Annotated in this window: 22 protein-coding genes; 14 read left to right on the top strand and 8 right to left on the bottom strand. The window is 66.8% G+C overall.

Going from position 1 to position 22,247, the window contains the following annotated elements; all coding sequences use genetic code 11:
- A complete protein-coding gene (gene rpe / locus ABIC78_RS00485) occupies positions 1 to 666 on the bottom strand; it encodes a ribulose-phosphate 3-epimerase (protein WP_022676450.1) in 666 nt (221 codons plus the stop codon).
- Positions 667 to 962: 296 nt separating this feature from the next.
- Here rpe and ABIC78_RS00480 point away from each other — a divergent pair, with 296 nt between their 5' ends.
- From ABIC78_RS00480 to ABIC78_RS00470, 3 genes are all read left to right on the top strand, one after another.
- Entirely contained in the window at positions 963 to 1,478 is a 516-nt protein-coding gene (locus ABIC78_RS00480; protein WP_233250975.1) for a DUF2141 domain-containing protein, read from the top strand.
- Between the two features lie 57 nt (positions 1,479 to 1,535).
- A complete protein-coding gene (locus ABIC78_RS00475) occupies positions 1,536 to 2,486 on the top strand; it encodes a 2-hydroxyacid dehydrogenase (protein WP_354487195.1) in 951 nt (316 codons plus the stop codon).
- A gap of 135 nt (positions 2,487 to 2,621) precedes the next feature.
- Positions 2,622 to 3,248, top strand: coding sequence for a class I SAM-dependent methyltransferase (locus ABIC78_RS00470; protein WP_022676447.1), 627 nt, complete (start codon positions 2,622 to 2,624; stop codon positions 3,246 to 3,248).
- A gap of 51 nt (positions 3,249 to 3,299) precedes the next feature.
- On the opposite strand, the gene ABIC78_RS00465 is transcribed toward ABIC78_RS00470, so the two are convergent.
- Positions 3,300 to 4,121, bottom strand: coding sequence for a hypothetical protein (locus ABIC78_RS00465; protein ID WP_133726781.1), 822 nt, complete (start codon positions 4,119 to 4,121; stop codon positions 3,300 to 3,302).
- Between the two features lie 121 nt (positions 4,122 to 4,242).
- Between ABIC78_RS00465 and lipB the strand changes: the two genes are divergently transcribed.
- Positions 4,243 to 4,917 carry a lipoyl(octanoyl) transferase LipB gene (lipB, locus tag ABIC78_RS00460; protein WP_022676445.1) on the top strand — a complete coding sequence of 225 codons (675 nt, stop codon included), beginning with the start codon at positions 4,243 to 4,245 and terminating at the stop codon, positions 4,915 to 4,917.
- Positions 4,914 to 5,246 (top strand): hypothetical protein, encoded by a 333-nt coding sequence (locus tag ABIC78_RS00455; RefSeq protein ID WP_354487192.1) that lies wholly within the window; start codon positions 4,914 to 4,916, stop codon positions 5,244 to 5,246. The genes lipB and ABIC78_RS00455 overlap by 4 nt, the downstream gene beginning before the upstream one ends.
- Before the next feature lie 33 nt (positions 5,247 to 5,279).
- On the opposite strand, the gene ABIC78_RS00450 is transcribed toward ABIC78_RS00455, so the two are convergent.
- The 6 genes from ABIC78_RS00450 to ABIC78_RS00425 form a co-directional block, all read right to left on the bottom strand.
- Complete coding sequence (locus ABIC78_RS00450; RefSeq protein ID WP_354487190.1) at positions 5,280 to 6,401, bottom strand: alkene reductase; 1,122 nt, start codon at positions 6,399 to 6,401, stop codon at positions 5,280 to 5,282.
- 204 nt (positions 6,402 to 6,605) lie between these two features.
- Positions 6,606 to 7,592, bottom strand: a complete 987-nt coding sequence (gene nadA / locus ABIC78_RS00445; RefSeq protein ID WP_354487188.1) for a quinolinate synthase NadA — start codon at positions 7,590 to 7,592, stop codon at positions 6,606 to 6,608.
- Between the two features lie 164 nt (positions 7,593 to 7,756).
- Positions 7,757 to 8,434: a DUF4230 domain-containing protein gene (locus ABIC78_RS00440; RefSeq protein WP_028657897.1), complete on the bottom strand. Its 678-nt coding sequence runs from the start codon at positions 8,432 to 8,434 to the stop codon at positions 7,757 to 7,759.
- Entirely contained in the window at positions 8,416 to 9,336 is a 921-nt protein-coding gene (locus tag ABIC78_RS00435) for an MBL fold metallo-hydrolase (RefSeq protein WP_043609201.1), read from the bottom strand. The genes ABIC78_RS00440 and ABIC78_RS00435 overlap by 19 nt, the downstream gene beginning before the upstream one ends.
- A 57-nt stretch (positions 9,337 to 9,393) precedes the next feature.
- Complete coding sequence (locus ABIC78_RS00430; RefSeq protein ID WP_062783652.1) at positions 9,394 to 9,927, bottom strand: DUF1465 family protein; 534 nt, start codon at positions 9,925 to 9,927, stop codon at positions 9,394 to 9,396.
- 205 nt (positions 9,928 to 10,132) lie between these two features.
- Entirely contained in the window at positions 10,133 to 10,330 is a 198-nt protein-coding gene (locus ABIC78_RS00425; RefSeq protein WP_022676439.1) for a YdcH family protein, read from the bottom strand.
- 389 nt (positions 10,331 to 10,719) lie between these two features.
- Here ABIC78_RS00425 and ABIC78_RS00420 point away from each other — a divergent pair, with 389 nt between their 5' ends.
- The 9 genes from ABIC78_RS00420 to ABIC78_RS00380 all read left to right on the top strand — a co-directional run bounded on the left by ABIC78_RS00420 (position 10,720) and on the right by ABIC78_RS00380 (position 22,152).
- Positions 10,720 to 10,878: a YdcH family protein gene (locus tag ABIC78_RS00420; protein WP_022676438.1), complete on the top strand. Its 159-nt coding sequence runs from the start codon at positions 10,720 to 10,722 to the stop codon at positions 10,876 to 10,878.
- A 246-nt stretch (positions 10,879 to 11,124) separates the two neighbouring features.
- Complete coding sequence (ptsP, locus tag ABIC78_RS00415) at positions 11,125 to 13,398, top strand: phosphoenolpyruvate--protein phosphotransferase (protein ID WP_253941799.1); 2,274 nt, start codon at positions 11,125 to 11,127, stop codon at positions 13,396 to 13,398.
- Positions 13,399 to 13,535: 137 nt separating this feature from the next.
- The gene (locus ABIC78_RS00410) at positions 13,536 to 14,543 is read left to right on the top strand and encodes a helix-turn-helix domain-containing protein (RefSeq protein ID WP_354487184.1); all 1,008 of its coding nucleotides are present in this window, start codon (positions 13,536 to 13,538) and stop codon (positions 14,541 to 14,543) included.
- A 175-nt stretch (positions 14,544 to 14,718) separates the two neighbouring features.
- A complete protein-coding gene (locus ABIC78_RS00405; protein WP_354487182.1) occupies positions 14,719 to 15,765 on the top strand; it encodes a tetratricopeptide repeat protein in 1,047 nt (348 codons plus the stop codon).
- On the top strand, positions 15,761 to 16,738 hold the full coding sequence (tilS, locus tag ABIC78_RS00400) for a tRNA lysidine(34) synthetase TilS (RefSeq protein WP_502915632.1): 978 nt from the start codon (positions 15,761 to 15,763) through the stop codon (positions 16,736 to 16,738). The genes ABIC78_RS00405 and tilS overlap by 5 nt, the downstream gene beginning before the upstream one ends.
- Before the next feature lie 115 nt (positions 16,739 to 16,853).
- Positions 16,854 to 18,806, top strand: a complete 1,953-nt coding sequence (gene ftsH, locus ABIC78_RS00395) for an ATP-dependent zinc metalloprotease FtsH (RefSeq protein ID WP_354487178.1) — start codon at positions 16,854 to 16,856, stop codon at positions 18,804 to 18,806.
- A gap of 269 nt (positions 18,807 to 19,075) precedes the next feature.
- The gene (locus ABIC78_RS00390; RefSeq protein WP_054131640.1) at positions 19,076 to 20,083 is read left to right on the top strand and encodes a ligase-associated DNA damage response exonuclease; all 1,008 of its coding nucleotides are present in this window, start codon (positions 19,076 to 19,078) and stop codon (positions 20,081 to 20,083) included.
- Positions 20,084 to 20,086: 3 nt separating this feature from the next.
- Complete coding sequence (locus ABIC78_RS00385; RefSeq protein ID WP_354487175.1) at positions 20,087 to 21,682, top strand: cisplatin damage response ATP-dependent DNA ligase; 1,596 nt, start codon at positions 20,087 to 20,089, stop codon at positions 21,680 to 21,682.
- A 71-nt stretch (positions 21,683 to 21,753) separates the two neighbouring features.
- A complete protein-coding gene (locus tag ABIC78_RS00380; RefSeq protein WP_309804903.1) occupies positions 21,754 to 22,152 on the top strand; it encodes a group II truncated hemoglobin in 399 nt (132 codons plus the stop codon).
- The last annotated feature ends 95 nt before the right edge of the window (positions 22,153 to 22,247 follow it).

Here is a 22,247-nt window from a genome sequence, read left to right as displayed (position 1 = left end):
TCAGTCGATCCTTTTCAGCGCGGCGATATTCGCGGCATAGTGATCGGGCCCACCCTTGAAGGTCGCGGTGCCGGCGACCAGGGCATCGGCGCCGGCGGCCACGCACAGCGGCGCGGTTTTGGCATCCACTCCGCCATCCACTTCCAGGTGGATCGGCCGGCCGGTCTTGTCGATCATCTTGCGCACCGCCTCGATCTTGCGCAGCTGGCTGGAAATAAAGCTTTGCCCACCAAACCCGGGGTTCACGCTCATGATCAGCACCAGGTCGATATCGTCGATCAGGTAATCGAGCATCTTGGCTGGCGTTGCGGGGTTGAGCGCGATCCCGGCCTTCTTGCCCAGCGCCTTGATCGCTTGCACGGTGCGGTGGATATGCGGCCCGGCTTCGGGATGCACGGTGATGATATCGGCCCCGGCGTTGGCAAACGCCTCAAGGTAGAGATCGACCGGGCTGATCATCAGGTGCACGTCGAACGGCTTGGTGGTGTGGGGGCGCAGCGCCTTGACCACGGCCGGCCCGATCGTGATGTTGGGCACGAAGTGGCCATCCATCACGTCCACATGGATCCAGTCAGCCCCGGCGGCATCGATCGCGCGGATTTCCTCGCCCAGCCGGGAAAAATCGGCGGATAGGATCGACGGGGAAATTATCGGCAAGGCAGTCATCGACAACGGGTCCGATCGCAATTCTGGGCAAGAAATAGCCCGGCCCGGCCAAATCGCCAAGCGGGCGCCGTTCGGCGCTTAACCGCGCCGAATCGGGGCCACAAGCGCTCTTTGCAGTATTTTCCACACGCGTTGTGCAGTTTCGGGCCGGTCTGGCGCGGGTTTGCTCCGAAAGCGCGCGGATTTGTCCAGGCCGGCGATCAACCCATGCAGCAATGCCACGGTCGCGCCGCGAACGCGCCCTGCGGCCTTGCGCCCCCTTGCCATTGGCGGCCGGGCTTGTCATCGAAGATGGGGTGAAGACGCTGATCGAATCCCTCAAGACCACGCTTGGCGCCTTGGCGCTGGGTGCAACGCTGGCCCTGCTGCCGGGCACCGCGATGGCGGCCAAGCATGGCGTGCATCTGCCGCCGCTCGGCTGCGCCGGCCCGCCCAGCGATACCTGGCTCAATGTCACGATCGACAAGGTGCGATCCGATCGCGGCGTGATTGCGCTCACCGTCTATCCCGATGACCAGCGCAAGTTCCTGATCGATGGTGGCTCGCTCTATGTTGCGCGCGTGCCGGCCCGTGCGGAAAAGACGCATATGTGCCTGTTCCTGCCGCAGCCGGGCATCTATGCTCTGGCCGTCTATCATGACGAGGACAATTCCGGCTCGCTCAACCGCATCGGGCCGATGGGCCTGCCGGCCGAAGGCTTTGGCTTTTCAGGCAATCCCGGCTCGATCGAAAGCCTGCTGGAATTCCGCGCGGTGCGCCTTTCCGTGCCGCGCACCAACCTGTCGACGCGCATTCGCCTGCGCTATCCTTGAGCGATTGCCGGGATGAAGGGCTGACTTTTCAACCGTTCGCGCGCTAACATGCGCGGCATGACCAAACCTGCCGTCCTCGCCGCCGCGCCCTTTCCGCCGTTCACCATGCAGCCGCTGGAAGCGGCCTTTGCCGTGCACCGCCTGTGGGACGGGCTGGACGATACCGCCGCCGGATCGATCCGTGCGCTGGCCACCAACACCCTGTTCGGCCGCCTGGGGGCAGAGGTGATGGACCGCCTGCCAGCGCTGGAAATCATCGCCAACTTCGGCGTGGGCTATGACAATATTGACGTGGCTGCGGCCGCCTCGCGCGGCGTAATGGTGACCAACACCCCCGGCGTGCTCGACGAGGAAGTCGCCGATCTGACCCTCGGCCTGCTGCTATCCACGATCCGCCGCCTGCCCCAGGCCGAGCGGCACCTGCGCGCCGGGCTGTGGGAACAGGGCGCCTTTCCGCTTTCGCCCACGCTGCGCGGGCGGCGCGTGGGCATCCTGGGGCTGGGGGCGATCGGCAAGGCGGTGGCGCGCCGCCTGGAAGGCTTTGGCGTGGCAATCGCCTATCATGGCCGCACGCGGCAGGAGGGCGTGGCCTATCCCTGGTATCCCACTGCGCTCGCCCTGGCCGAGGCGGTCGATGTGCTGGTGGTGGTGGTGCCCGGCGGTGCTGCCACGGCGGGGCTGGTCGATGCCGCCGTGCTGCGCGCGCTGGGGCCGCAGGGCGTGCTGATCAACGTATCGCGCGGCAGCGTGGTGGATGAAGCAGCGCTGATCGCGGCTCTTCAGCAAGGCACGATCCTGGCTGCCGGGCTCGATGTCTTTGCCCGCGAGCCGCATGTGCCTGCTGCCCTTGTTGCGCAGCAAAACGCCGTCTTGCTGCCGCATGTCGGCTCGGGCTCGGTCGCCACGCGCACGGCCATGGGGCAACTGATGATCGACAACCTTTCCGCATGGTTTGCCACGGGCCGGGCGTTGACGCCGGTGGCCGAAACCCGCCATCTGCAACGGTAAACACCGCGTTTCACAGGGTGTCTGTCCGATAACGGTTCGTCGCATCGCGCTGGGCCTTGCGGCGAACGCTTGCAATAGTGCCACGGATTTGCAACTTGCGCGGTTCACGCACCAAGATAGGGATGCCTGTCCACAATGAATTCGACCCAGGCGGCGCGCGCTCCTTTGCATCAGCGGGTCCGGCGCAAGGCGGAACGGATGTTCGGTCCAGCAGGCATTTTCTTCAAGGGCTTCATCAAGCACCCGGTGATGGTCGGCGCGATCGTGCCGTCCTCGCGCCGCACGATCGCGCGCGTACTGTCCAAGGTGGATTGGGAAAACTGTGACCTGTTCGTGGAATATGGCCCCGGCGTGGGCACGTTCTGCCAGCCGGTGCTCGATCGCCTGCGCCGCGATGCGCGGCTGATCGTGATCGACACCAACCCCGATTTCATCAACTACCTAGCCCGCACCATCGGCGACAGCCGCTTCATCGCGGTGCACGGCTCTGCGGCCGAGGTGGAAAGCATCGTACGCCAGCACGGTTTTGACCATGCCGACTATGTGCTGTCGGGCCTGCCGTTCACCACGCTGCCCGAAGGCGTGGGGCCGGCGATCATGGCCGCCACGCAGCGGGTGCTGCGCCCGGGCGGGGCGTTCCTGGTCTATCAATACACGGCCCGCGCGCGCGCACTGATGAGCCGCTATTTCCACCGCATCGACAAGGGTTTCGAGCCGATCAACGTGCCGCCCTGCGTGATCTCGTGGGGCTGGAAAGACTGACCACCTGGCGCGCCCCTTCCATAATGGAACGGGCGCGTTTCATTTTCTAGCTCACAGAAACGGGCGGGGCAGATCAGCGGTCAGCTGCCCGTGAATGCCGGCCAGCATCGCCACGAAATAGGTGTAGCCTACCGAATAGAGCAGCGCCGAGATCGCTTCGTTGATCAGGCGCGCGCTTTCGTTTTCGGCGCCGAGCAGCTGTGTGGTGATCAGTCCCACCACCATCATCACCACACTCATCGCCACCAGGAACACCACCATGGCCAGGCCCAGGAACGCCAGGATGCGCGCGGTATTGCCCCGCGTCAGCGCCACGCTGGCGCGGATCGCCATGATCGGGTTGTGGGTGCGCCCCACGCCCAGCACCGGGCCGACCATGATCGTGCGCAGCAGCGGATAGACCACGGCTGCCAGCCCGGCGCCGGCGGCCAGCGGCGCCGGCACGCGCAGGCCCAGCAGCACGCCGCTGACCACCATCATCAGCAAGAGCGCGAAGAGGCCGATCAGCACTTGCGCCAGGAAATAGGCGGGCACCCGCGCCGCGCAGTTGCGCAGCGCCTGGCCCACCGTGGGGCGCGAGCGATCGAGCACGCAGACCAGCATGGTGATGAAGCCGACGATCTGGAACAGCGACAGCGGCAGCAGGTAGGGCAGGTTGCGCGTGTAATAATCCTGCATCACCTGCGCGAGCTGCTGCTGCGTCACCTGCGGGGGAATCACCGGCGGCGCGATGAACACCGCGCCAACCAGCAGCGGCAGCAGGAAAAACACCCCGGCAATCGCGATCAGCAGATCGGCATTGGCCGAAACGATGCGCGTGGCGCCCTGCCAGGCGGCCATGCTGTCCAATGGGGCGATCAACGGTTTGGTCACGTATAGTCCTCGGGGCTCGTTATCTTTTGCTCCTAGCAAAGCCTGCGGCTCGGCGCACCTCCCTTCCCGGTGTCTTGCCCCCTTGCTTCGGGCGGCATTCGGGGCCAAGTCGCAAGGCATCATGACTGCGCCCGATACCATCGAGATCGTCCGTGAAACCGCCCCGGTGCCCTATCGCCCCGCGCTGGAGGCGATGGCCGCCCGCAATGCCGCGATCGCCGATGGCACGGCGTCGGACATGCTGTGGCTGCTCGAACATCCGCCGGTCTATACCGCCGGCACCAGCGCCGATCGGTCCGAATTGCTCGATCCCCGGTTCGAAGTGGTCGAGGCCGGGCGCGGTGGGCGCTATACCTATCACGGGCCGGGCCAGCGCATCGGCTATGTCATGCTCGATCTGCGCAAGCGCGCGCGCGACGTGCGCGGGTTTGTCCATGCCGTGGAAGGCTGGGTGATCGATACGCTGGGCGATTTCGGCGTCGAGGCCTGGCGCGCGGAAGGGCGCATCGGCATCTGGTGCGCCGGGGCCGATGGGCGCGAGGCCAAGATCGGCGCGATCGGCGTGCGCATTCGCCGCTGGGTGACGATGCACGGCTTTTCGGTGAACCTGTCGCCCGATCTTTCGCATTTCGGCGGGATCGTGCCGTGCGGGATCGAGGAGTTTGGCGTGACCAGCCTGAAAGACCTCGGCCGTTCGGTCAGCAGCGCGCAATGGGATGATGCATTGCTGGCGCGCCTGCCGGCGTTCCTGTCCAAGCTCGACGTGCCATGCCCTCCGGTGGAGATGGAGCCATGAAGACCCTGCTTTCCCTATCGGCGGTCGTCCTGCTGCTTGCCCTGGGCGGGTGCCAGAAGGGCAGCGAACCGGAAAAGGGCGCGGCCAAGGCCGCCGGTGGCGAGGTTCTGCCCGGCAGTGTCAGCGATGCGATGATCGATCTTGATGGCGCTACCGGCACTCCGCCGTTGCAACCCGCGCCCAAGGCCAAGGCCAGCGGCGCTGCGCCACAGGCAGCATCGAGCGATGCGGCCGAAAGCCCCACGCCCGATGCTGCAGGGGCTGCAGGCGGCACAGCCGCGCCCGCAGCACCTGCCCCCGCTGCCCAGAGCCAGGCACCGGCGCAATAACGCGCCGATCCTGGCCGCTGGGTGATTGGCGCGTCAGACGGTTTCTTCGGCCAGCGTGGGATAGTCGGCATAGCCTTCGGGCACGGGGAAGTACCACGATTCGGGCACGTTGCGGTTGGGCGCCAGCGGGGCGTCCTTGGCGATGCGCGCGGGCAGGTCCGGGTTGGAAATGAACGGGCGGCCAAAGCTGATTGCGTCGGCACGGCCCGAGGCAATGTCGGCCGCGGCAGACTGCGGAGTGTAATCGCTGTTGAGCACCAGCGGGCCGGTATAGATCTTGCGGATCAGGCCATCCTGCTGCGGCACGTCGGTGGCGCCAAAGGTGCCGTTCGGGCCGGGCTGGCGCAGTTCGACGAAGGCCGGCTTGAGCGTTTCGAGAACCTGGGCGGCCAGGCCGAACACGGCCTCGGGGTTGCTGTCATCCACCCCTTGCGAATCGCCGTTGGGCGAAAGGCGCACGCCGACGCGCTCTGCCCCCCACACGCCGATCAGGCGTTCCATCACTTCGCGCAGCAGGCGCACGCGGTTTTCCGGGCTGCCGCCATATTCGTCGGTGCGCAGGTTGGCCGAATCGCGCAGGAACTGGTCGATCAGATAGCCATTGGCGGCGTGCAGCTGCACCCCGTCGAACCCGGCCTTCTTGGCGTTTTCGGCGGCGCTGGCATAGTCATCGAGCAGGCGCGGCATTTCATCGAGGCGCAGCGGGCGCGCTTCGACCGCGTCCTTGCGGCCTTCGAAGGTGTGGACATGGCCAGGCACGCGCGTGGCCGAGGCAGAGACCGGCGGCTGGCCATCGTTGAGATCGGGATGGCTGACGCGGCCCATGTGCCACAGCTGCGCGACGATGCGCCCGCCGGCCTCGTGCACGGCCTCGGTCACCGGCTTCCACGCTTCGACTTGGGCGTCAGTCCACAGGCCGGGGGCATAGGGCCAGCCCAGGCCTTCACGGCTGATGCCGGTGGCTTCGGAAATGATCAGGCCGGCGCTGGCGCGCTGGCGATAATACGTGGCCATGATCGGCGTGGGCACGCCATCGCGCCCGGCGCGGCCGCGGGTGAGCGGGGCCATGAGAATGCGGTTCGGCGCATGGATCGCGCCCAGATCGATCGGCTGGAACAGCGCGGCGTGGTGGGGCTGGCTGGAAGTCTCGGTCATGCAGGCCTCTTGCTGGAAATGCATTATGGGTTTTTCTTTGCAACGTATATTGGCCGCGACCGTTCCGCCGCGCAAGAGGGCACGGGCAGAGCGGCGGCAGGTTTTCTTGAAACCGGCAAAGAAAAAGCCCGGAAGGCCATAAAGGCTCCCGGGCTTTTGCAATCGGCGGGCTGGGGCGTCCACCCCAAAGGCCCAATCCCCGGCTCAGGGCCGGCCAAGATCGCCCTGGCCCACGGTGCTGCTGGCCATCGCCAGCATGGCATCCAGGCTTTTCTTGGCGTCAAGCCGCAGGGTTTCCTCGATTTCCACCCGTGGCGTCAGATCGCGCAGCGCCAGGTAGAGCTTTTCCAGCGTGTTGAGTGCCATGTAGGGGCAGATGTTGCAGTTGCAGTTGCCATCGGCACCGGGCGCACCGATGAATGTCTTGCCGGGCATGGCCAACTGCATCTGGTGGATGATGTGCGGCTCGGTCGCCACGATCAGCGTATCGCCGGTCATGGCCTTGGCATAGTTCAGGATGCCGCTGGTCGACCCGACATAATCGGCATGGTCGACGATGTGCGCCGGGCATTCCGGGTGCGCGGCGATCGGCGCATCGGGATGCTGCGCCTTGAGCTTGAGCAGCTCGGTTTCGCTGAAGGCTTCGTGCACGATGCACACGCCGGGCCACAGCAGCATGTCGCGCCCGAACTTGCGGTTGAGATAGCCGCCCAGGTGCCGGTCGGGGCCGAAGATGATCTTCTGTTCGGGCGGGATCTTGGCGAGGATCGTCTCGGCGCTCGATGACGTCACGATCACGTCCGACAGGGCTTTCACCTCGGTCGAGCAGTTGATGTAGGTGAGCGCGATGTGATCGGGATGCTGCGCGCGGAAGGCGGCAAACTGATCGGGCGGGCAGGAATCCTCAAGGCTGCACCCGGCGTCCATGTCGGGCAGCACCACGATCTTTTCGGGGCTGAGGATCTTGGCGGTTTCGGCCATGAAGCGCACGCCGCAAAACGCGATGACTTCGGCATCGGTCGCTGCCGCCTTGCGCGACAGTTCCAGCGAATCGCCCACGAAATCGGCCAGGTCCTGGATTTCCGGCTTCTGGTAATAGTGCGCCAGGATCACGGCCTTGCGTTCGATGCGCAGGCGATCGATTTCCGCGCGCAGGTCAAGGCCTGACAAGTTGGTGGGCTGGGCCGTCATGGGATGCTCCTGCTTCCAGGCGATGCGGCACGCCCGGATTCCTTGGGCTGCGACTTAGGGGCGCGGGCGCGTGTTGCCAAGCCGGGATTGGGGAAATGCCCCTCCGTCAGGCCTGCGGCCTGCCACCTCCCCATCGGGGATGGGGAGGATCTTGCCGAGGGGCCTTAGCGGGCATCCCCATCGATCGTCACGTTGACGGTGACTTTGCCATAGCCGGCTACCTGCAGCGGAATGGCCAGGTTTTGGCGCACGGCATCCTTGGCGGCACTGCGGGCCAGGCCCATCAGCACGGGATTGGCGGCCTGGTTGGTGGCAAGCTGTTCGGCCAGGCGGGTGTTGTCGCGCGTCAGCTTGTCTTGCGCAGCGCGGGTGATCCACACGCCTTCGCGCAAGTATTGGGCGCGCGCCTCGTCCAGGTTGGGTCGGCTCAACCGCAGGGGTGGCAGGCGCACCGACAGCGTCTGGCTAGTGGCATCCCACGCCATGCGATCGCGGTTCATCTGCGAAAGATCGATGGTGTAATCCACGCGCGCCGGGATTACCGCCACCTGCTTTGACTGCACCAGGCCGAACAGGCGGCTGTCGTCGCTCGACACCACCGGGGCCAGTTCGGCGCTAAACACCGTCAGGCTGTTCTGCCGCTCGAACGCCACCAGGCTGGTGGCCAGCGGGTCGCCGATGTCCTGTGGTTTCCACAGGAGCCAGGCAAACAGCCCGGCCAGCGCCAGTGCCGCCACGAACAGCAGCCAAGGCAGAGCGCTGCGCCGCGCCACCACTACCGTGGGCGCGGGTTGGGGAGAGTTCCCTGACAGGGGCGGGCTATTCAGCGTGCTGTCGTCCATTGTTCCCCCGAACGAACAACCCGGCCCTGGCGTTCCAGATCGAGCAGATGCGCCAATACCGAGCGGCCCGCGGCACCGGTCAGCCGCGGGTCCAGTCCCTTGTACATCTGTGCCACCATGGCGGGAATATTGTGCAGCCCGCCTTCCAGCACGCGCAGCACCTGCCGCTCGCGCTGGCGGCGATGGCCCAGCATGCCACGCACGAACTGGTGCGGATTGTCGATCGGATCACCGTGCGCGGGATAATAGACGCGGTCCTGCGGCCGGTCATACAGCTTTTGCAGCGAGGCCATGTAGGCGGCCATGTCGCCATCGGGCGGCGAGACCACGCTGGTGGACCAGCCCATGACATGATCGCCGGTGAACAGCGCGCCGCTTTCCACCAGGGCCAGGCACAGGTGGTTGCTGGTGTGGCCGGGCGTGGCCACGGCCTGCAAGGTCCAGCCATCGCCGCGCAGTTCCTCGCCTTCGGCCAGCACGCGGGCCGGGCGATAATCCGGGTCGAACGCCGCATCGGCGCGCGGGCCATCATCTTCCAGGGCCAGCGGTGCGCAGCCGATGATCGGTGCGCCAGTCAATGCCGCCAGCGGGCGTGAAGCAGGGCTGTGGTCGCGGTGGGTATGGGTGCACACGATCGCGGCGATGCGGGCGCTGCCCACCGCCGCCACGATTGCCGCGACATGGCCTTCGCCGTTGGTATCGGCATGGCCCGCCGCGCCGGTGCCATCGGGGCCGGGATCGATCACCGCCACATCGTTTCCGGCGCCGACGATATAGGTCTGCGTGCCGGTATAGGTATAGGGCGATGGATTGGGTGCCAGCACCCGCCGCACCAGCGGTTCAAGCTGGGCGGCCATGCCGGTGTTCCACGTGGAACGATCGGGAAGGGAGGAACTGGCCATGCCCCGTGCTATGGGGACGGCCGCCCCCATGCGCAAGGCACGACGTGGCGCGTCGGTTCAGCCCGCCTCGGCCAGCGCCAGGCCCAACCGCTCGCGCAGGTGGATCAGCGCTGCGGGCAGTGGGTCGGTCAGAGGATCGTGCGGTGCGGCGTTGGCCATGCCTTGGCGCTGCCAGGCCTGTTCCAGCCGGGTGATGCGCTGATAAAGCCGTTCGCTCTCGTGCACTACCGCCTGTGCTGCCAGGGTCAGGTGGATGATGCAGGCCGGGTCGCTGGCCGGGAAATGGGCGATCAAGCGGCCGTGGCGGCGCAGTTGCAGCTCGGTCAGTTCGCCGGCGAACCAGGCGCGGTGGTTGAGCAGCCAGGCCAGGCAATGCATGATCCGCGTGGTGGTGCGCAGCGCCTCGCAGCTCGCCTGGACATGGGCGAGGTCTTCGTCTGCGCCGAGACTGCCGCCGGCTGGCGGTGCCGCATCGTTGGCCGGCTGGCGGCGCAAGGCCTCGAACGCATCGCGCGCGCGATCGGCCAGGGCCAGCGCCTCTGCATAGAGCGCTTCGATGATGCGCGGATTGGCGCTGGGCGTGACGGGCATGGTGGCGATCGGAATGGGTGGCCTGCTGGGTACGACATGCCCGAGCGGATGCGCCGGCCATGAATCAAAGCCGGCTTTAAGGCCGATCGCCCCGCCGGCTCAATGCCTCGGCAGTGGCCAAGTGCCACCGCTTTGCCGCTGTCTCGATACGGAACGCTTTGCACAGCAGGCGGAATCGGTAAATACGGTATGCAATCCTTTGAAATCAGGCGATAATATCAGGAATGAGATAGTCTTCGAGCATGCTGATCTGATCGCGCAGCAGCAATTTGCGCTTTTTCAGGCGCGCCACCTGCAGCTGGTCGGCCACGCCATTGGCGCTCAGCGCATCGATCGCCACGTCAAGGTCGCGATGCTCGAGCCGCAGCGCTTCGAGCCGCTTGCGCATTTCCTCTTCGGTCACACCAACCACTCCCCGAAACCGACCTTGCTACCCCAAGCTGCCACATCGCCTCCCATCTGCACCTGGCGTTGTTCAGGTTGCCGACTCACGCTGGCGACCACGCACCGGCCAACGGCGCGCGGGGCCGCTGGAAAACCCGTTGACCGTTGATGGTGCACATTTCGTCATCGCCCTCTACACATGAACGCGATGCCGGTGCGACCCGGCGCGGTTCCACTTGCAAGATACGGCGAATGTGGGAGCATGACAACGCACCGACTGTCAGCGACTCGCAGAACAGAAGCATCGGAGCCGCCGACACCGGAGCCAGCCGCGCGGGAATGTCTCTCGCACGGGTTTTGACCGGGCAGCGCGCCTATCCCGGCCCGCGCCCCTCAGGAGGTCAACGCATGGAAACGACGCACATCAACGCCTTGCAGACAAAGCACGCCGGCCTCGAACGCCGGATTTCCGAGGAAATGGCACGGCCAGCCCCCGACGTGGCCCTGCTCATGCAGCTCAAGCGGCGCAAGTTGCGCATCAAGGAAGAACTGGCGCTGATTCACTGATCCCTTTGCGCCGGAACCAACCAACCAAGCGAACATAACCTGGAAACGATCAATACCCCTGGATTGTGACAGGCGTGAGCGGCCGATTGCGGCGGCCACGCCTGATAAACACGGCCGGTTCCCCCACGGGGACCGGCCTTTTGCCGAGAGCGCCGCTGGCGGCCGCGGCACAGTTGCATACGAATATTTCCGCAATGGCGGCAGGCCCCGTTTGCAAACGGCATGGGCTGCGCTAGGCCTTTGGTCATGTTGACTGCCGTTGCCTCTGCCCGCGCGATCCTCACCTCGCTGCACGAGGTCATGGCCTCGCGATCCGGCGCGCAGGCCAAGCTCAACCGCATCGTCGATGTGATCGGCGAAAACCTCAACAGCGAGGTCTGCTCGATCTATTTGCTGCGCGAGGGGATGCTGGAACTGTTCGCCACGCGCGGGCTGGAACAGGCGGCGGTCCACGTCACGCGGCTGGCCGTGGGCGAGGGCCTGGTCGGCACGATCGCCCAGAACATCGAGACGCTCAACCTGGCCGAGGCGGCCGCGCATCCCGACTTTGCCTTCCGCCCGGAAACCGGGGAAGAGCGCTTCCACTCGTTTGCCGGCGTGCCGATCGTGCGCCGCCAGCGCGCCGTGGGCGTGGTGGCCGTGCAGCATGTCGATCCCCGCCGCTATGAAGAGGTGGAGATCGAGGCGCTGCAGACCGTGGCGATGGTCCTGGCCGAGCTGATCGCCAATGCCGAACTGATCGACGATGAAGACGTGGCCGGCGTGCCCGACCACCTGACCGGGCCCGATCGCCTCAAGGGCCAGACCCTGGTGAAGGGCCTGGCGGTGGGTCAGGCCGTGTTCCACCAGCCACGCGTGACGATCGAGCATGTCGTGGCCGAAGATACCGAGGCCGAGCGCCAGCGAGTCTATCGCGCGTTCGACAAGATGCGCGAGCAGATCGACCGCATGGCCAGCCAGGCCGAATTCGGCGTGGGCGGTGAGCACGAGGAGGTGCTCGAGACCTATCGCATGTTCGCCTATGACGAAGGCTGGAGCCGCCGCATCAACGAGGCGATCGATTCCGGCCTGACGGCGGAAGCGGCGATCGAGCGCGTGCAGCAGCGCACCCGCATGCGCATGCGCCAGATCGACGATCCCCTGCTGGCCGACCGGATGCACGATCTGGAAGACCTGTCGAACCGCCTGCTGCGGATCGTGTCAGGCCAGCTGGGCACCGCCGCCAGCCTGGGGCTGAAAGGCGATGCGATCCTGATCGCGCGTAACCTGGGCCCGGCCGAACTGCTGGAATACGATCGCCGCCGCTTGAAGGGCGTGATCCTGGAGGAAGGTTCGCTCACCGCGCACGTGGTGATCGTGGCGCGGGCCATGGGCATTCCCGTGGTCGGTCGCGTGCGCGCGCTGCGCGGCAAGGTGCGCGACGGCGATACCCTGCTGGTCGATGGCGATCAGGGCGTGATCGACGTGCGCCCGGCGCCCAGCCTGATCGAGGCGTTCGAGGCGCGCTTTGCCAAGAATCGCGAGCGGCAGGCCCACTATGCCACGATGCGCGACGTGGAGCCGATCACGCGCGACGGGCAGCGCATCACGGTGATGATCAACGCCGGCCTGCGCGATGACATGCCGATGCTGCCGCTGACCGGTGCTGATGGTATCGGCCTGTTCCGCACCGAGTTCCAGTTCCTGGTTTCCGCGACGATGCCCCAGCGCGAGCGGCAGCAGCGGCTCTATCGCGACGTACTCGATGCCGCCGGCGATCGCCCGGTGGTGTTCCGCACGGTGGATATCGGCGGGGACAAGGTCCTGCCCTATCTGCGCCACAACGATGGCGAGACCGAGGAAAACCCGGCGATGGGCTGGCGCGCGCTGCGCGTGGCCTTGGAACGCGACGGGCTGCTCAAGGTCCAGGCGCGCGCGCTGATCGAGGCGGCCGCAGGGCGCACGCTCAACGTGATGTTCCCGATGGTGACCGAACCGTGGGAATTCGATGCGGCCAAGGCCGTGTTCGAAAGCCAGGTGGCGTTCCTGCGCAAGCAGAAGAAAGTGCTGCCCGAGGCGATCCGCTATGGCGCCATGCTGGAAGTGCCGGCGCTGGCCGAATGCCTCGATATGCTGGCGCCGCGCCTGTCGTTCCTGTCGATCGGCACCAACGATCTTACACAGTTCCTGTTTGCCGCCGATCGTGCCCATCCCAAGCTGGCCGAACGCTATGACTGGCTCAGCCCCGCGATCCTGCGCTTCCTGGCGCGGGTGGTGCGCGATGTGGCGCCCCATGGCACGGCCTTGACGGTGTGCGGCGAAATGGGTGGCCGGCGGCTGGAAGCCCTGGCCCTGCTGGGCCTGGGCATCACCCGCCTGTCGATCACGCCGGCCGCAGTCGGCCCGATCAAGGAACTGATCCGCACGATCGATCTGGGCGAAATCCGCAACGCCATGGCCGGCTGGCTGCGCGAGCCGCATGCCGACATGCGCAGCGTGGTGGCGCAGTGGGCCAGCGCGCAGGGCATCGATTGCGACTGATCGGGTTCGCATGACCGTTTTGGCCGGTTGCGCGCCGCAAAACGGTTGACTTTCGCGCAATTGCAACGATCCCCTTCTATCGGCTTTTTACCAAGCCAAAGGGTTGCAGAACAAGCAGAGAAGACGGGAGCCGCGCCTTGGCCGACTCGATCGGGTCAGATTTTCATTCCCCCCAGCCGGACGCCGCCGCCCCGGCGGGCGTGGGCGCCACCCTGCGCGCCGCGCGCGAGGCGCAGGGCCTTTCGTTGAAAGATATTGCCGCGCGCACCCGCATCACCGCCCGCCATGTCGAGGCGCTGGAGGCGGGTGATTATGACAGCCTGCCCGGCCGCCCCTATGCCCTGGGATTTGCGCGCAGCTATGCCAAGGCGGTGGGCCTGGACGAGGCGGCGATCGCCGAAGCGGTGCGGCGCGAACTGAGCGCGCGTGCGCCGGCGCCCGAAACCCGCGTGATCCACCAGTTCGAAGCGGGCGATCCGGCCAAGACCCCCTCGCGCCTGATCAGCTGGCTGGCCGGCCTGCTGGTGGTGGCGGTGCTGGGCCTGGGGCTGGTGTTCTGGCGCAGCTATTACTGGCCCTCGGCCGAGCTGCCGGCGCTGGTCGGCCCCGAACAGCCCAAGCCGGCCGTAGCCAAGCCGGCGTCGCAGCAGCCCGGCGCGCCGGCGGCCGCGGCGCGGCCCAATGGCCCGGTGGTGTTCACCGCGCAGGAAGACCGCATCTGGGTCAAGTTCTATGACGGCAGCGGCAAGCAGCTGGTGCAAAAGCTGATGGCCAAGGGCGAAACCTATACCGTGCCCGATGGCGTGACCGATCCCAAGCTGTGGACCGGCCGGCCCGATGCGCTGACGATCACCATCGGCGGCCAGGCCGTGCCGCGCATTGCCGACAAGCAGGGCATCGTCAAGGACGTGGCGGTCAGCGGTCCGGCGCTGTGGGCGCGGGCCGATCATGCCGCCGCCCCGCCGCCAAGTAATCAGGCAGCCGATCAGGCCAGCGCCATGCCTGCTGCCGGCCCGGCCCATCGCCTGGTGCGGCGCACGGCGGCGCGCTCTGCCCCGGCGGGCGCGCCCGATGGCGGTGACGCCGCGGTGCAGCCGGCCGCGGCGCCAACGGTGGCCGCTACGGCGCCTGCCGTGGTGAACTGAGCGCGCGATTGGCGAAAGGCTTGGCGGGCAAAGGCGTGGGTGGGGCAAAGTCCTTGCAACAAGGCTCGACTTCGCGCGCGCGGTGCGGCACTTTGCGGCCATTGCACCACACGCCCTGAGACCGGACCCGAAACGCGCCGAACGGGCCGATGCATATAGCTTTTCAGGAACGGACATGCGCTGGGGGGCGGATGTTGCCGTGGGGCGGCAGATGATCGAGACGGGAGTTACCATGAAGACCTTGTTCCGCCGGGCCAGCCCCGCGTTGTTTTCCGCCCTGGGCATGGCCCTGGCCGTGGTGCCGGTGGTGCCACAGGTAGCGCATGCCCAGGCCGCTGGCGAAACCACCGAAGCCCGGCTGCGCCGGCTGGAGGCAGAAATCCGCGCCCTGCAGCGCAAGGTGTTTCCCGATGGCGCTGGCCGCGCCTTTGGCCCGGAAATCACGCCCACGGCGCCGGCCCCCACGCCGGCTGTGCCCACGGTGGCGACGACCCCGCTCACCGATGTGCTGTCCCGCCTCGATGCGGTGGAAGCGCAACTGCGCCAGGTGACCGCCGCGACCGAGGAAAACCAGAACCACCTGAGCAAGCTGGACACCCGCGTGTCTGCCCTGGAAACCGCCGCGGCCCCGCCGGCGGCGGCAACCGATCCGGCTGGCGCCAATCCTTCGGGCATCGCGCCCGCACCGGCTGCCGGCAGCGGCCTGGCGCCGCGCCCGGCCGCTGGCCCGGCACAGCCGCCGGCCAAGGCACCGGCCGCCACGCCCGCATCGGCCAAGGCCTCTGCCGACCGGGTGGCCGCCGTTGCCGCGATCGAGATGCCCTCGACCGGGGACAAGCAGGCCGATGAATATACTTATGGCTATCGGCTCTATGACGCCAAGTTCTATCCCGAGGCGCAGGTCCAGCTGAACAAGTTCGTGACGGCCTATCCCAAGGCCAAGCAGATCAGCCTGGCGCGCAATCTGCTCGGCCGTGCTTATCTGGAAGACGGCAAGCCCGGCACGGCGGCGCAGTGGTTCCTGCAGAACTACCTGGGTGACAAGAAGGGCGAACGTGCGCCCGACAGCCTGCTCTACCTCGGCGTGGCGATGACGCGCATCAATGATACCAAGCGGGCCTGCGGCGCCTTTGCCGAACTGCGGGATGCCTATCCCGACCAGATCGCCGGCCGCCTCAAGAGCCAGTATGAAGGCGCGGTCAAAGGGGTGAAGTGCGATTGAGCCGGCGCCCGGCCCAATCCCCGAAGCCGCGCTGACCCGCTTTGCCGGGGACTGGGCCGCGCTGAACCTGTCGGAGACAGACCGGGTGGGCCTGGCGGTTTCCGGCGGGCCAGACAGCTGTGCCTTGCTGTTGCTGGCCGCCGCCCATGCGCCGGGGCAGATTGCTGTGGCCACCGTCGACCATGGCTTGCGTGCGCAAGCGGCGGCAGAGGCGCGCGCGGTGGCGGCGCTGTGTGCTGATCTGGGCGTGCCGCATCACACCCTGCGCATCGATCTGGGCGGGGGCAGCGCGATCCAGGCCCGCGCCCGTGCCGCGCGCTATGCAGCGCTGGCCGGCTGGGCGCGGGGGCAGGGGCTCGCCGCGCTGGCCACTGCCCACCATATGGATGACCAGGCCGAAACCCTGGCCATGCGCCTCAACCGCGGGGCGGGGGTGCGCGGGCTGGCCGGCATGCGCGCGCGGGCCGGGGTGCCGGGCGATCCGACTTTGCCACTGCTGCGCCCGCTGCTTGGTTGGCGCCGGGCGGAACTGGCTGACGTGGTGGCAGCGGCGGGCGCTGTCGCGGCGGATGATCCCTCCAACCAGGACACCCGATTTGAACGGGTGCGCGTGCGTTTTGGGTTGGCCGGCGCCGCGTGGCTGGAGCCGGCCGGCTGGGCAGCCAGCGCGCAGCACCTGGCCCAGGCCGATGCCGCGCTGGACTGGGCCGCGCAGCGCCTGTTTGCCCAGGGCTGGGATGAGGCGCATGGCCGGCTGGCCGTGCCGGATGGCATGCCACAGGCACTGGCCCTGCGCGTGCTGGAGCTGGTGCTGAACGCGATGGGGGCCACGCCTATGCCGCGCGGCGCCGAACTGGCGCGCTGGCATGCCGCGCTGGCGGCTGGCCAGGTGGCCACGCTGGCCGGCCTGCGCGGCGAGGGGAAGGGGGCAACGTGGCAGTTTTTGCGGGTGCCACCCCATCGTGCGGGGTGAAAAGCGCTCCTTTCGTGCCGTTATTGCCTGCTTGGGCAGCCTGGGTTCGATTCGGCAACTTGCCATTCAGCGGATCGCACCTACCTTCCCTGTCTGAAAGGATTGCGTGACGCCCATGAACGATGACCAGCCGCAGGGTAATCCCTGGATCAAGAGTCTACTGGTGTGGGGAGGGATCTTCCTTGCGCTATTGCTGGTGGTCTCGATGTTCGGGGCGCGCGGCGATGCTTCGGGCACGCAGATCGGCTACTCCGATTTCCGCGCCCGCGTGGCTGAAGGCGCCGTTCGCGACGTGCAGATCGGCGCGGACAAGATCACCGGCACCCTGAAGAACGACCAGACCTTCACCACCACCCCGGTGGATGGTGACAAGGATCTGCTGCCCAAGTTGTTGCAGGACAACAACGTGCCCTACACCGGCAAGGCGCAGGAAGAACCCAACATGCTGGTCTGGGTGCTGGCGCAGTCGCTGCCGTTCTTGCTGATCCTGGGCGTGGCGTTCTTCGCCCTGCGCCAGGTGCAGAAGGGTGGCGGTTCGGGCGCGATGGGCTTTGGTAAATCCAAGGCCAAGCTTTTGACCGAACGTTCGGGCCGGGTGACGTTCGATGACGTGGCCGGCATCGATGAAGCGCGCGAGGAACTGCAGGAAATCGTGGAATTCCTGCGCGATCCCAGCCGCTTTTCCAAGCTCGGTGGGCAGATTCCCAAGGGCGCGCTGCTGGTCGGTTCGCCCGGCACCGGCAAGACCCTGCTGGCCCGCGCCATCGCGGGTGAAGCAGGCGTGCCGTTCTTCACCATTTCGGGTTCGGACTTTGTCGAAATGTTCGTGGGCGTTGGCGCCAGCCGCGTGCGCGACATGTTCGAGCAGGCCAAGAAGAACGCGCCGTGCATCGTCTTCATCGATGAAATCGACGCGGTCGGCCGCCATCGTGGCCATGGCCTGGGCAATTCGAACGACGAGCGCGAGCAGACGCTGAACCAGTTGCTGGTGGAAATGGATGGTTTTGAGGCCAACGAAGGCATCATCATCATTGCCGCCACCAACCGTCCCGACGTGCTCGATCCCGCGCTGCTGCGTCCCGGCCGGTTTGACCGCCAGGTGGTGGTGCCGGTGCCCGATATCGAGGGCCGCGAAAAGATCCTGGGCGTGCACATGAAGAAGGTGCCGCTGGCGCCCGACGTGAACCCCCGCGTGATCGCGCGCGGCACCCCCGGCTTTTCGGGTGCGGACCTGGCCAACCTGGTCAACGAAGCCGCCCTGCTGGCCGCGCGCCGCAACAAGCGCCTGGTGGCCATGCAGGAATTCGAGGACGCCAAGGACAAGGTGATGATGGGCGCGGAACGCCGCTCCATGGTCATGACCGAAGACGAAAAGAAGATGACCGCCTATCACGAGGCTGGCCACGCCATCGTCTCGGTATTCGAGCCGGCGTCTGACCCGATCCACAAGGCCACGATCATCCCGCGCGGCCGCGCGCTGGGCATGGTCATGCGCCTGCCCGAGCGGGACAGCTATTCCTATCACCGCGACAAGATGCACGCGAACCTGTCGGTGTCGATGGGCGGGCGCGTGGCCGAAGAAATCATCTTTGGCCATGACAAGGTCTCTTCGGGCGCATCGGGCGATATCCAGTATGCCACGGGACTGGCGCGTTCGATGGTGACCAAGTGGGGCATGTCGGAAAAGCTTGGGCCGCTGCAGTATGAAGACCAGCAGGAAGGCTATCTCGGCATGGGCGGTTCGGCCCGCATGATGGCCTCGGAAGAGACCAACAAGCTGATCGACAGCGAAATCCGTGCGCTGGTCGACCAGGGCTATGCCCGGGCTGTCGATATCCTGCGCGCCAATGAAGACAAGCTGCACGTGCTGGCCCAGGCGCTGCTGGAATATGAAACGCTGACCGGTGACGAGATCAAGATCCTCGTCGATGGCGGCCAGTTGGAACGCCCGGAAACCTTTGGCGGCCCGGCCCGGCCGATCGCCGCACCCGGTGCCACGGTGCCGCGCGCCGGCCGTCGCTTCCTGGGCGGTGGCAACAATGGCGGGCTGCAACCGCAGGGCGCTTGAGCGCGTATGATCCTCCCCGCCTCGCGGGGAGGTGGCGGGCCGCAAGGCCCGACGGAGGGGCTGGCTGGGCGCTAGCCCATTCTTTTGTTCCTGCCCCCCTCCACCACCCGCTGCGCGGGCGGTCCCCCTCCCCATCGGTGATGGGGAGGATTTTTTGGTCCTCCCTGCTTTGCGGGGAGGTGGCAGGCCGAAGGCCTTACGGAGGGGCCTGAACCTCGCCCCAACGCTCATCTGGAACCCAACCGGCGCGCGGGCCATTGTCACCCCGCATGCCCATCGATCTAGCCTGGATTCGCCCCGAGCCGCAGGGCATCTATCTGCCCCCCGCTGATGCGTGGATCGATCCAGCCCATGCGGTGCCGCAGGCCTTGGTCACCCATGGCCATTCTGACCACGCGCGGGGTGGCCATGGCCAGACCGTGGCCACGGCGGCGACACTGGCGATCATGGGCCTGCGCTATGGCGTGATGCCCGAAGGCGCGCAGAGTGTGGACTATGGCGAGACCATCGCGCTGCCCGGCGGCATCCGTGCCACGTTCGTGCCGGCAGGCCATGTGCTGGGATCGGCGCAGATCCTGCTGGAGCGCGACGGGCAGCGCGTGGTGGTGACCGGCGATTACAAGCGCAGCCCCGATCCCACCTGCGCCCCGTTCGAGCCGGTGCCGTGCGACGTGTTCATTACCGAGGCGACCTTTGGCCTGCCGGTGTTTCGCCACCCGCCGATCGCCGAGGAAATCGCGCGGCTGCGCGAAACGCAGGCGGCCCATCCGCAGCGCTGCGTGCTGGTGGGTGCCTATGCCCTGGGCAAGGCGCAGCGCCTAATCGCCGAACTGCGGCGCGCCGGGCACGATGCGCCGATCTTTCTGCATGGCGCGATGGAGCGGATGTGCGCGCTCTATCGCGAATGGGGCATCGATCTGGGCGAACTGCGCCCGGCCGCTGGCGTGGCCAAGGCGGAACTGGCCGGGCACATCGTGGTCTGCCCGCCATCGGCGCTCAACGACCGCTGGAGCCGGCGCCTGCCCGATCCGATCACTGCCATGGCCTCTGGTTGGATGCGGGTGCGACAACGGGCGCGGCAGCGCAATGTCGAACTGCCGCTGGTGATTTCCGACCATGCCGATTGGGACGAACTGACCACGACGATTGCTGAGGTAAATCCGGCCGAAACCTGGATCACCCATGGCCGCGAGGAAGCACTGCTGCGCTGGTGCGCGCTGCACCAGCGCAAGGCCCGCGCGCTGGCCATGGTCGGCTATGAAGACGAGGACGATTGAGCGATGGAACGCTTTGCCGCCTTGGTCGATGGCCTGGTCTATACCCGATCGCGCAATGGCAAGCTGGCGCTGTTGGCGCAGTATCTGCGCGACACGCCCGATCCCGATCGCGGCTGGGCCTTGGCGGCGCTGACCGATGGGCTGAATTTTCCAGCGGTAAAGGCGGGCACAATACGCGCGCTGCTCGATGCGCGGGTGGACGAGGTGCTGTGGCGCCTGTCGCGCGATTATGTGGGCGATACGGCGGAAACCGCCAGCCTGCTGTGGCCCGAACCCCAGACACCGCAGCTGCCCCCGCCCAGCGTGAGCGAAGCGGTGGAGGTTCTGGCCGGCGCCACCCGCGCCACAGCGGCGGAGCGGCTGGCCGGATTGCTCGACCGGCTCGATGCCAATGGCCGCTATGCCCTGCTCAAGCTGGCGACCGGGGCGATGCGCATCGGCCTGTCGACGCGGCTGGCAAAGGTGGCGTTTGCCCAGGCGTTTGGCGTGGATGTGGAGCAGGTGGAAGAGCTGTGGCACGGCCAGGCGCCGCCCTATGCCGATCTGTTTGCCTGGGCCGCCGATGGCGCGCCGCCGCCCGATGCGCAAAGCCTGCCGCTGTTCCGCCCATTCATGTTGGCCCAGCCGCTGGAAGATACGGTGGTGGACCTGGGCGCGTTTGCCGCCGAATGGAAATGGGACGGCATCCGCGTGCAACTGGTGCATGTGGCTGGGCAAACCCGGCTCTATTCGCGCGGTGGGGATGATATTTCCGCGAGTTTTCCCGAATTGATCGGCGCCTTGCAAATCCCGGCGGTGCTCGATGGCGAACTGCTCGTGCGCGGCAGCCACCAGGGCGGCGAAGCGGGCGGGGCGGCCAGCTTCAATGCGCTGCAACAGCGGCTGGGGCGCAAGAGCGTGAGCAAGGCCATGCTGGCCGATTATCCCGCATTCGTGCGATTGTATGACGTGCTGCAGTTGCAGGGCGAAGACCTGCGGCCGCTGGGCTGGGCCGCGCGGCGTGCCCGGCTGGAGGCGCTGATGCCGCAGCTCGATCCGCAGCGCTTTGACATTTCGGCGGTGATCGAGGCCGACAACCTGGATCAGCTGGCCGAAATTCGCGCCCGTGCACGCGATGATGCGATCGAGGGGGTGATGCTCAAGCGGCGCGACGCGCCCTATGTTTCCGGGCGCCGCGCCGGGCTGTGGTACAAGTGGAAGCGCGATCCGCTGCTGATCGATTGCGTGCTGATGTATGCCCAGCGCGGCAGCGGCAAGCGATCGTCTTTCTATTCCGATTTCACGTTCGGTTGCTGGGATGGCGATCCCGATGCCGGGGCCGACCTGCTGCCAGTGGGCAAGGCCTATTTCGGCTTTACCGACGAGGAACTGAAGTGGCTCGATCGCCATGTGCGGCAGCACACGGTCAACCGCTTTGGCCCGGTGCGCGAGGTTGATCGCCAGCTGGTGCTGGAGGTGGCATTCGATTCGGTGCACGCCAGCAAGCGGCACAAATCGGGCCTGGCCATGCGTTTCCCGCGCATCCACCGCATCCGCAGCGACAAGCCCGCGCACGAGGCCGACCGGCTGGACACCTTGCGGGCGATGGTGGCGGATTGATGTCGGTCAAGGTGGCTGGGGGCAGGGGCGGTTAGGGGCAAGCATCCCCTCCCTTGCGCGAAAGGCCTGCCATGGCAGCGACTGCCGAATCCGTTGAGACGCCATTTGCCCGCATCGGTGGCCATGCCACGCTGCGCGCGATCACCGACCGGTTCTATGACCTCATGGAAAGCGATCCGGCCTATGCCGCGCTGCGGGCGATGCATGCGGCAGACCTGGCACCGATGCGCGCATCGCTGCCCAGCTTCCTGGCGGGATGGTGCGGCGGCCCGCGTGACTGGTGGGAAACCAATCCCGGCAAGTGCATGATGTCGATGCACAAGCCGTTTCCCATCGACGCCACAACCGCCGGTCAGTGGGCCCAGGCGATGCGCCGCGCGATTGCCGAGGTGGCGCCGGCCGATGCCGAGGTGGCGCAAGCCATGGGCGATGTGCTGGAACGCATGGCGCTGGGCATGGCGCGCGGATAAATCGAGCCCATACGAAGCCACGAAGGCACGAAGAGAGCGGGTCTGTGCTTCTTCGTGCCTTCGTGGCTTCGTGTGAAAACAAAAAACGCTGCCGC

Origin of the sequence: Novosphingobium sp. 1529 (assembly GCF_040544855.1) — a bacterium.
Taxonomy (GTDB): Bacteria; Pseudomonadota; Alphaproteobacteria; order Sphingomonadales; family Sphingomonadaceae; genus Novosphingobium; species Novosphingobium capsulatum.
The sequence above is the reverse complement of the archived record's forward strand: the minus strand, read 5'-3'. Positions and strand labels throughout refer to the sequence as shown.

What these genes read in the sequence shown, in the direction of transcription:
- ABIC78_RS00420 (WP_022676438.1), top strand. Translation starts at nt 10,720, where the DNA reads ATGGAAACGACGCACATCAACGCCTTGCAGACAAAGCACGCCGGCCTC.
- ABIC78_RS00440 (WP_028657897.1), bottom strand. Translation starts at nt 8,434, where the DNA reads ATGGACGACAGCACGCTGAATAGCCCGCCCCTGTCAGGGAACTCTCCC.
- ftsH (WP_354487178.1), top strand. Translation starts at nt 16,854, where the DNA reads ATGAACGATGACCAGCCGCAGGGTAATCCCTGGATCAAGAGTCTACTG.
- lipB (WP_022676445.1), top strand. Translation starts at nt 4,243, where the DNA reads ATGACTGCGCCCGATACCATCGAGATCGTCCGTGAAACCGCCCCGGTG.
- ABIC78_RS00435 (WP_043609201.1), bottom strand. Translation starts at nt 9,336, where the DNA reads ATGGCCAGTTCCTCCCTTCCCGATCGTTCCACGTGGAACACCGGCATG.
- ABIC78_RS00405 (WP_354487182.1), top strand. Translation starts at nt 14,719, where the DNA reads ATGCGCTGGGGGGCGGATGTTGCCGTGGGGCGGCAGATGATCGAGACG.
- nadA (WP_354487188.1), bottom strand. Translation starts at nt 7,592, where the DNA reads ATGACGGCCCAGCCCACCAACTTGTCAGGCCTTGACCTGCGCGCGGAA.
- ptsP (WP_253941799.1), top strand. Translation starts at nt 11,125, where the DNA reads ATGTTGACTGCCGTTGCCTCTGCCCGCGCGATCCTCACCTCGCTGCAC.
- ABIC78_RS00390 (WP_054131640.1), top strand. Translation starts at nt 19,076, where the DNA reads ATGCCCATCGATCTAGCCTGGATTCGCCCCGAGCCGCAGGGCATCTAT.
- rpe (WP_022676450.1), bottom strand. Translation starts at nt 666, where the DNA reads ATGACTGCCTTGCCGATAATTTCCCCGTCGATCCTATCCGCCGATTTT.
- ABIC78_RS00430 (WP_062783652.1), bottom strand. Translation starts at nt 9,927, where the DNA reads ATGCCCGTCACGCCCAGCGCCAATCCGCGCATCATCGAAGCGCTCTAT.
- ABIC78_RS00385 (WP_354487175.1), top strand. Translation starts at nt 20,087, where the DNA reads ATGGAACGCTTTGCCGCCTTGGTCGATGGCCTGGTCTATACCCGATCG.
- ABIC78_RS00455 (WP_354487192.1), top strand. Translation starts at nt 4,914, where the DNA reads ATGAAGACCCTGCTTTCCCTATCGGCGGTCGTCCTGCTGCTTGCCCTG.
- ABIC78_RS00470 (WP_022676447.1), top strand. Translation starts at nt 2,622, where the DNA reads ATGAATTCGACCCAGGCGGCGCGCGCTCCTTTGCATCAGCGGGTCCGG.
- ABIC78_RS00450 (WP_354487190.1), bottom strand. Translation starts at nt 6,401, where the DNA reads ATGACCGAGACTTCCAGCCAGCCCCACCACGCCGCGCTGTTCCAGCCG.
- ABIC78_RS00380 (WP_309804903.1), top strand. Translation starts at nt 21,754, where the DNA reads ATGGCAGCGACTGCCGAATCCGTTGAGACGCCATTTGCCCGCATCGGT.
- ABIC78_RS00475 (WP_354487195.1), top strand. Translation starts at nt 1,536, where the DNA reads ATGACCAAACCTGCCGTCCTCGCCGCCGCGCCCTTTCCGCCGTTCACC.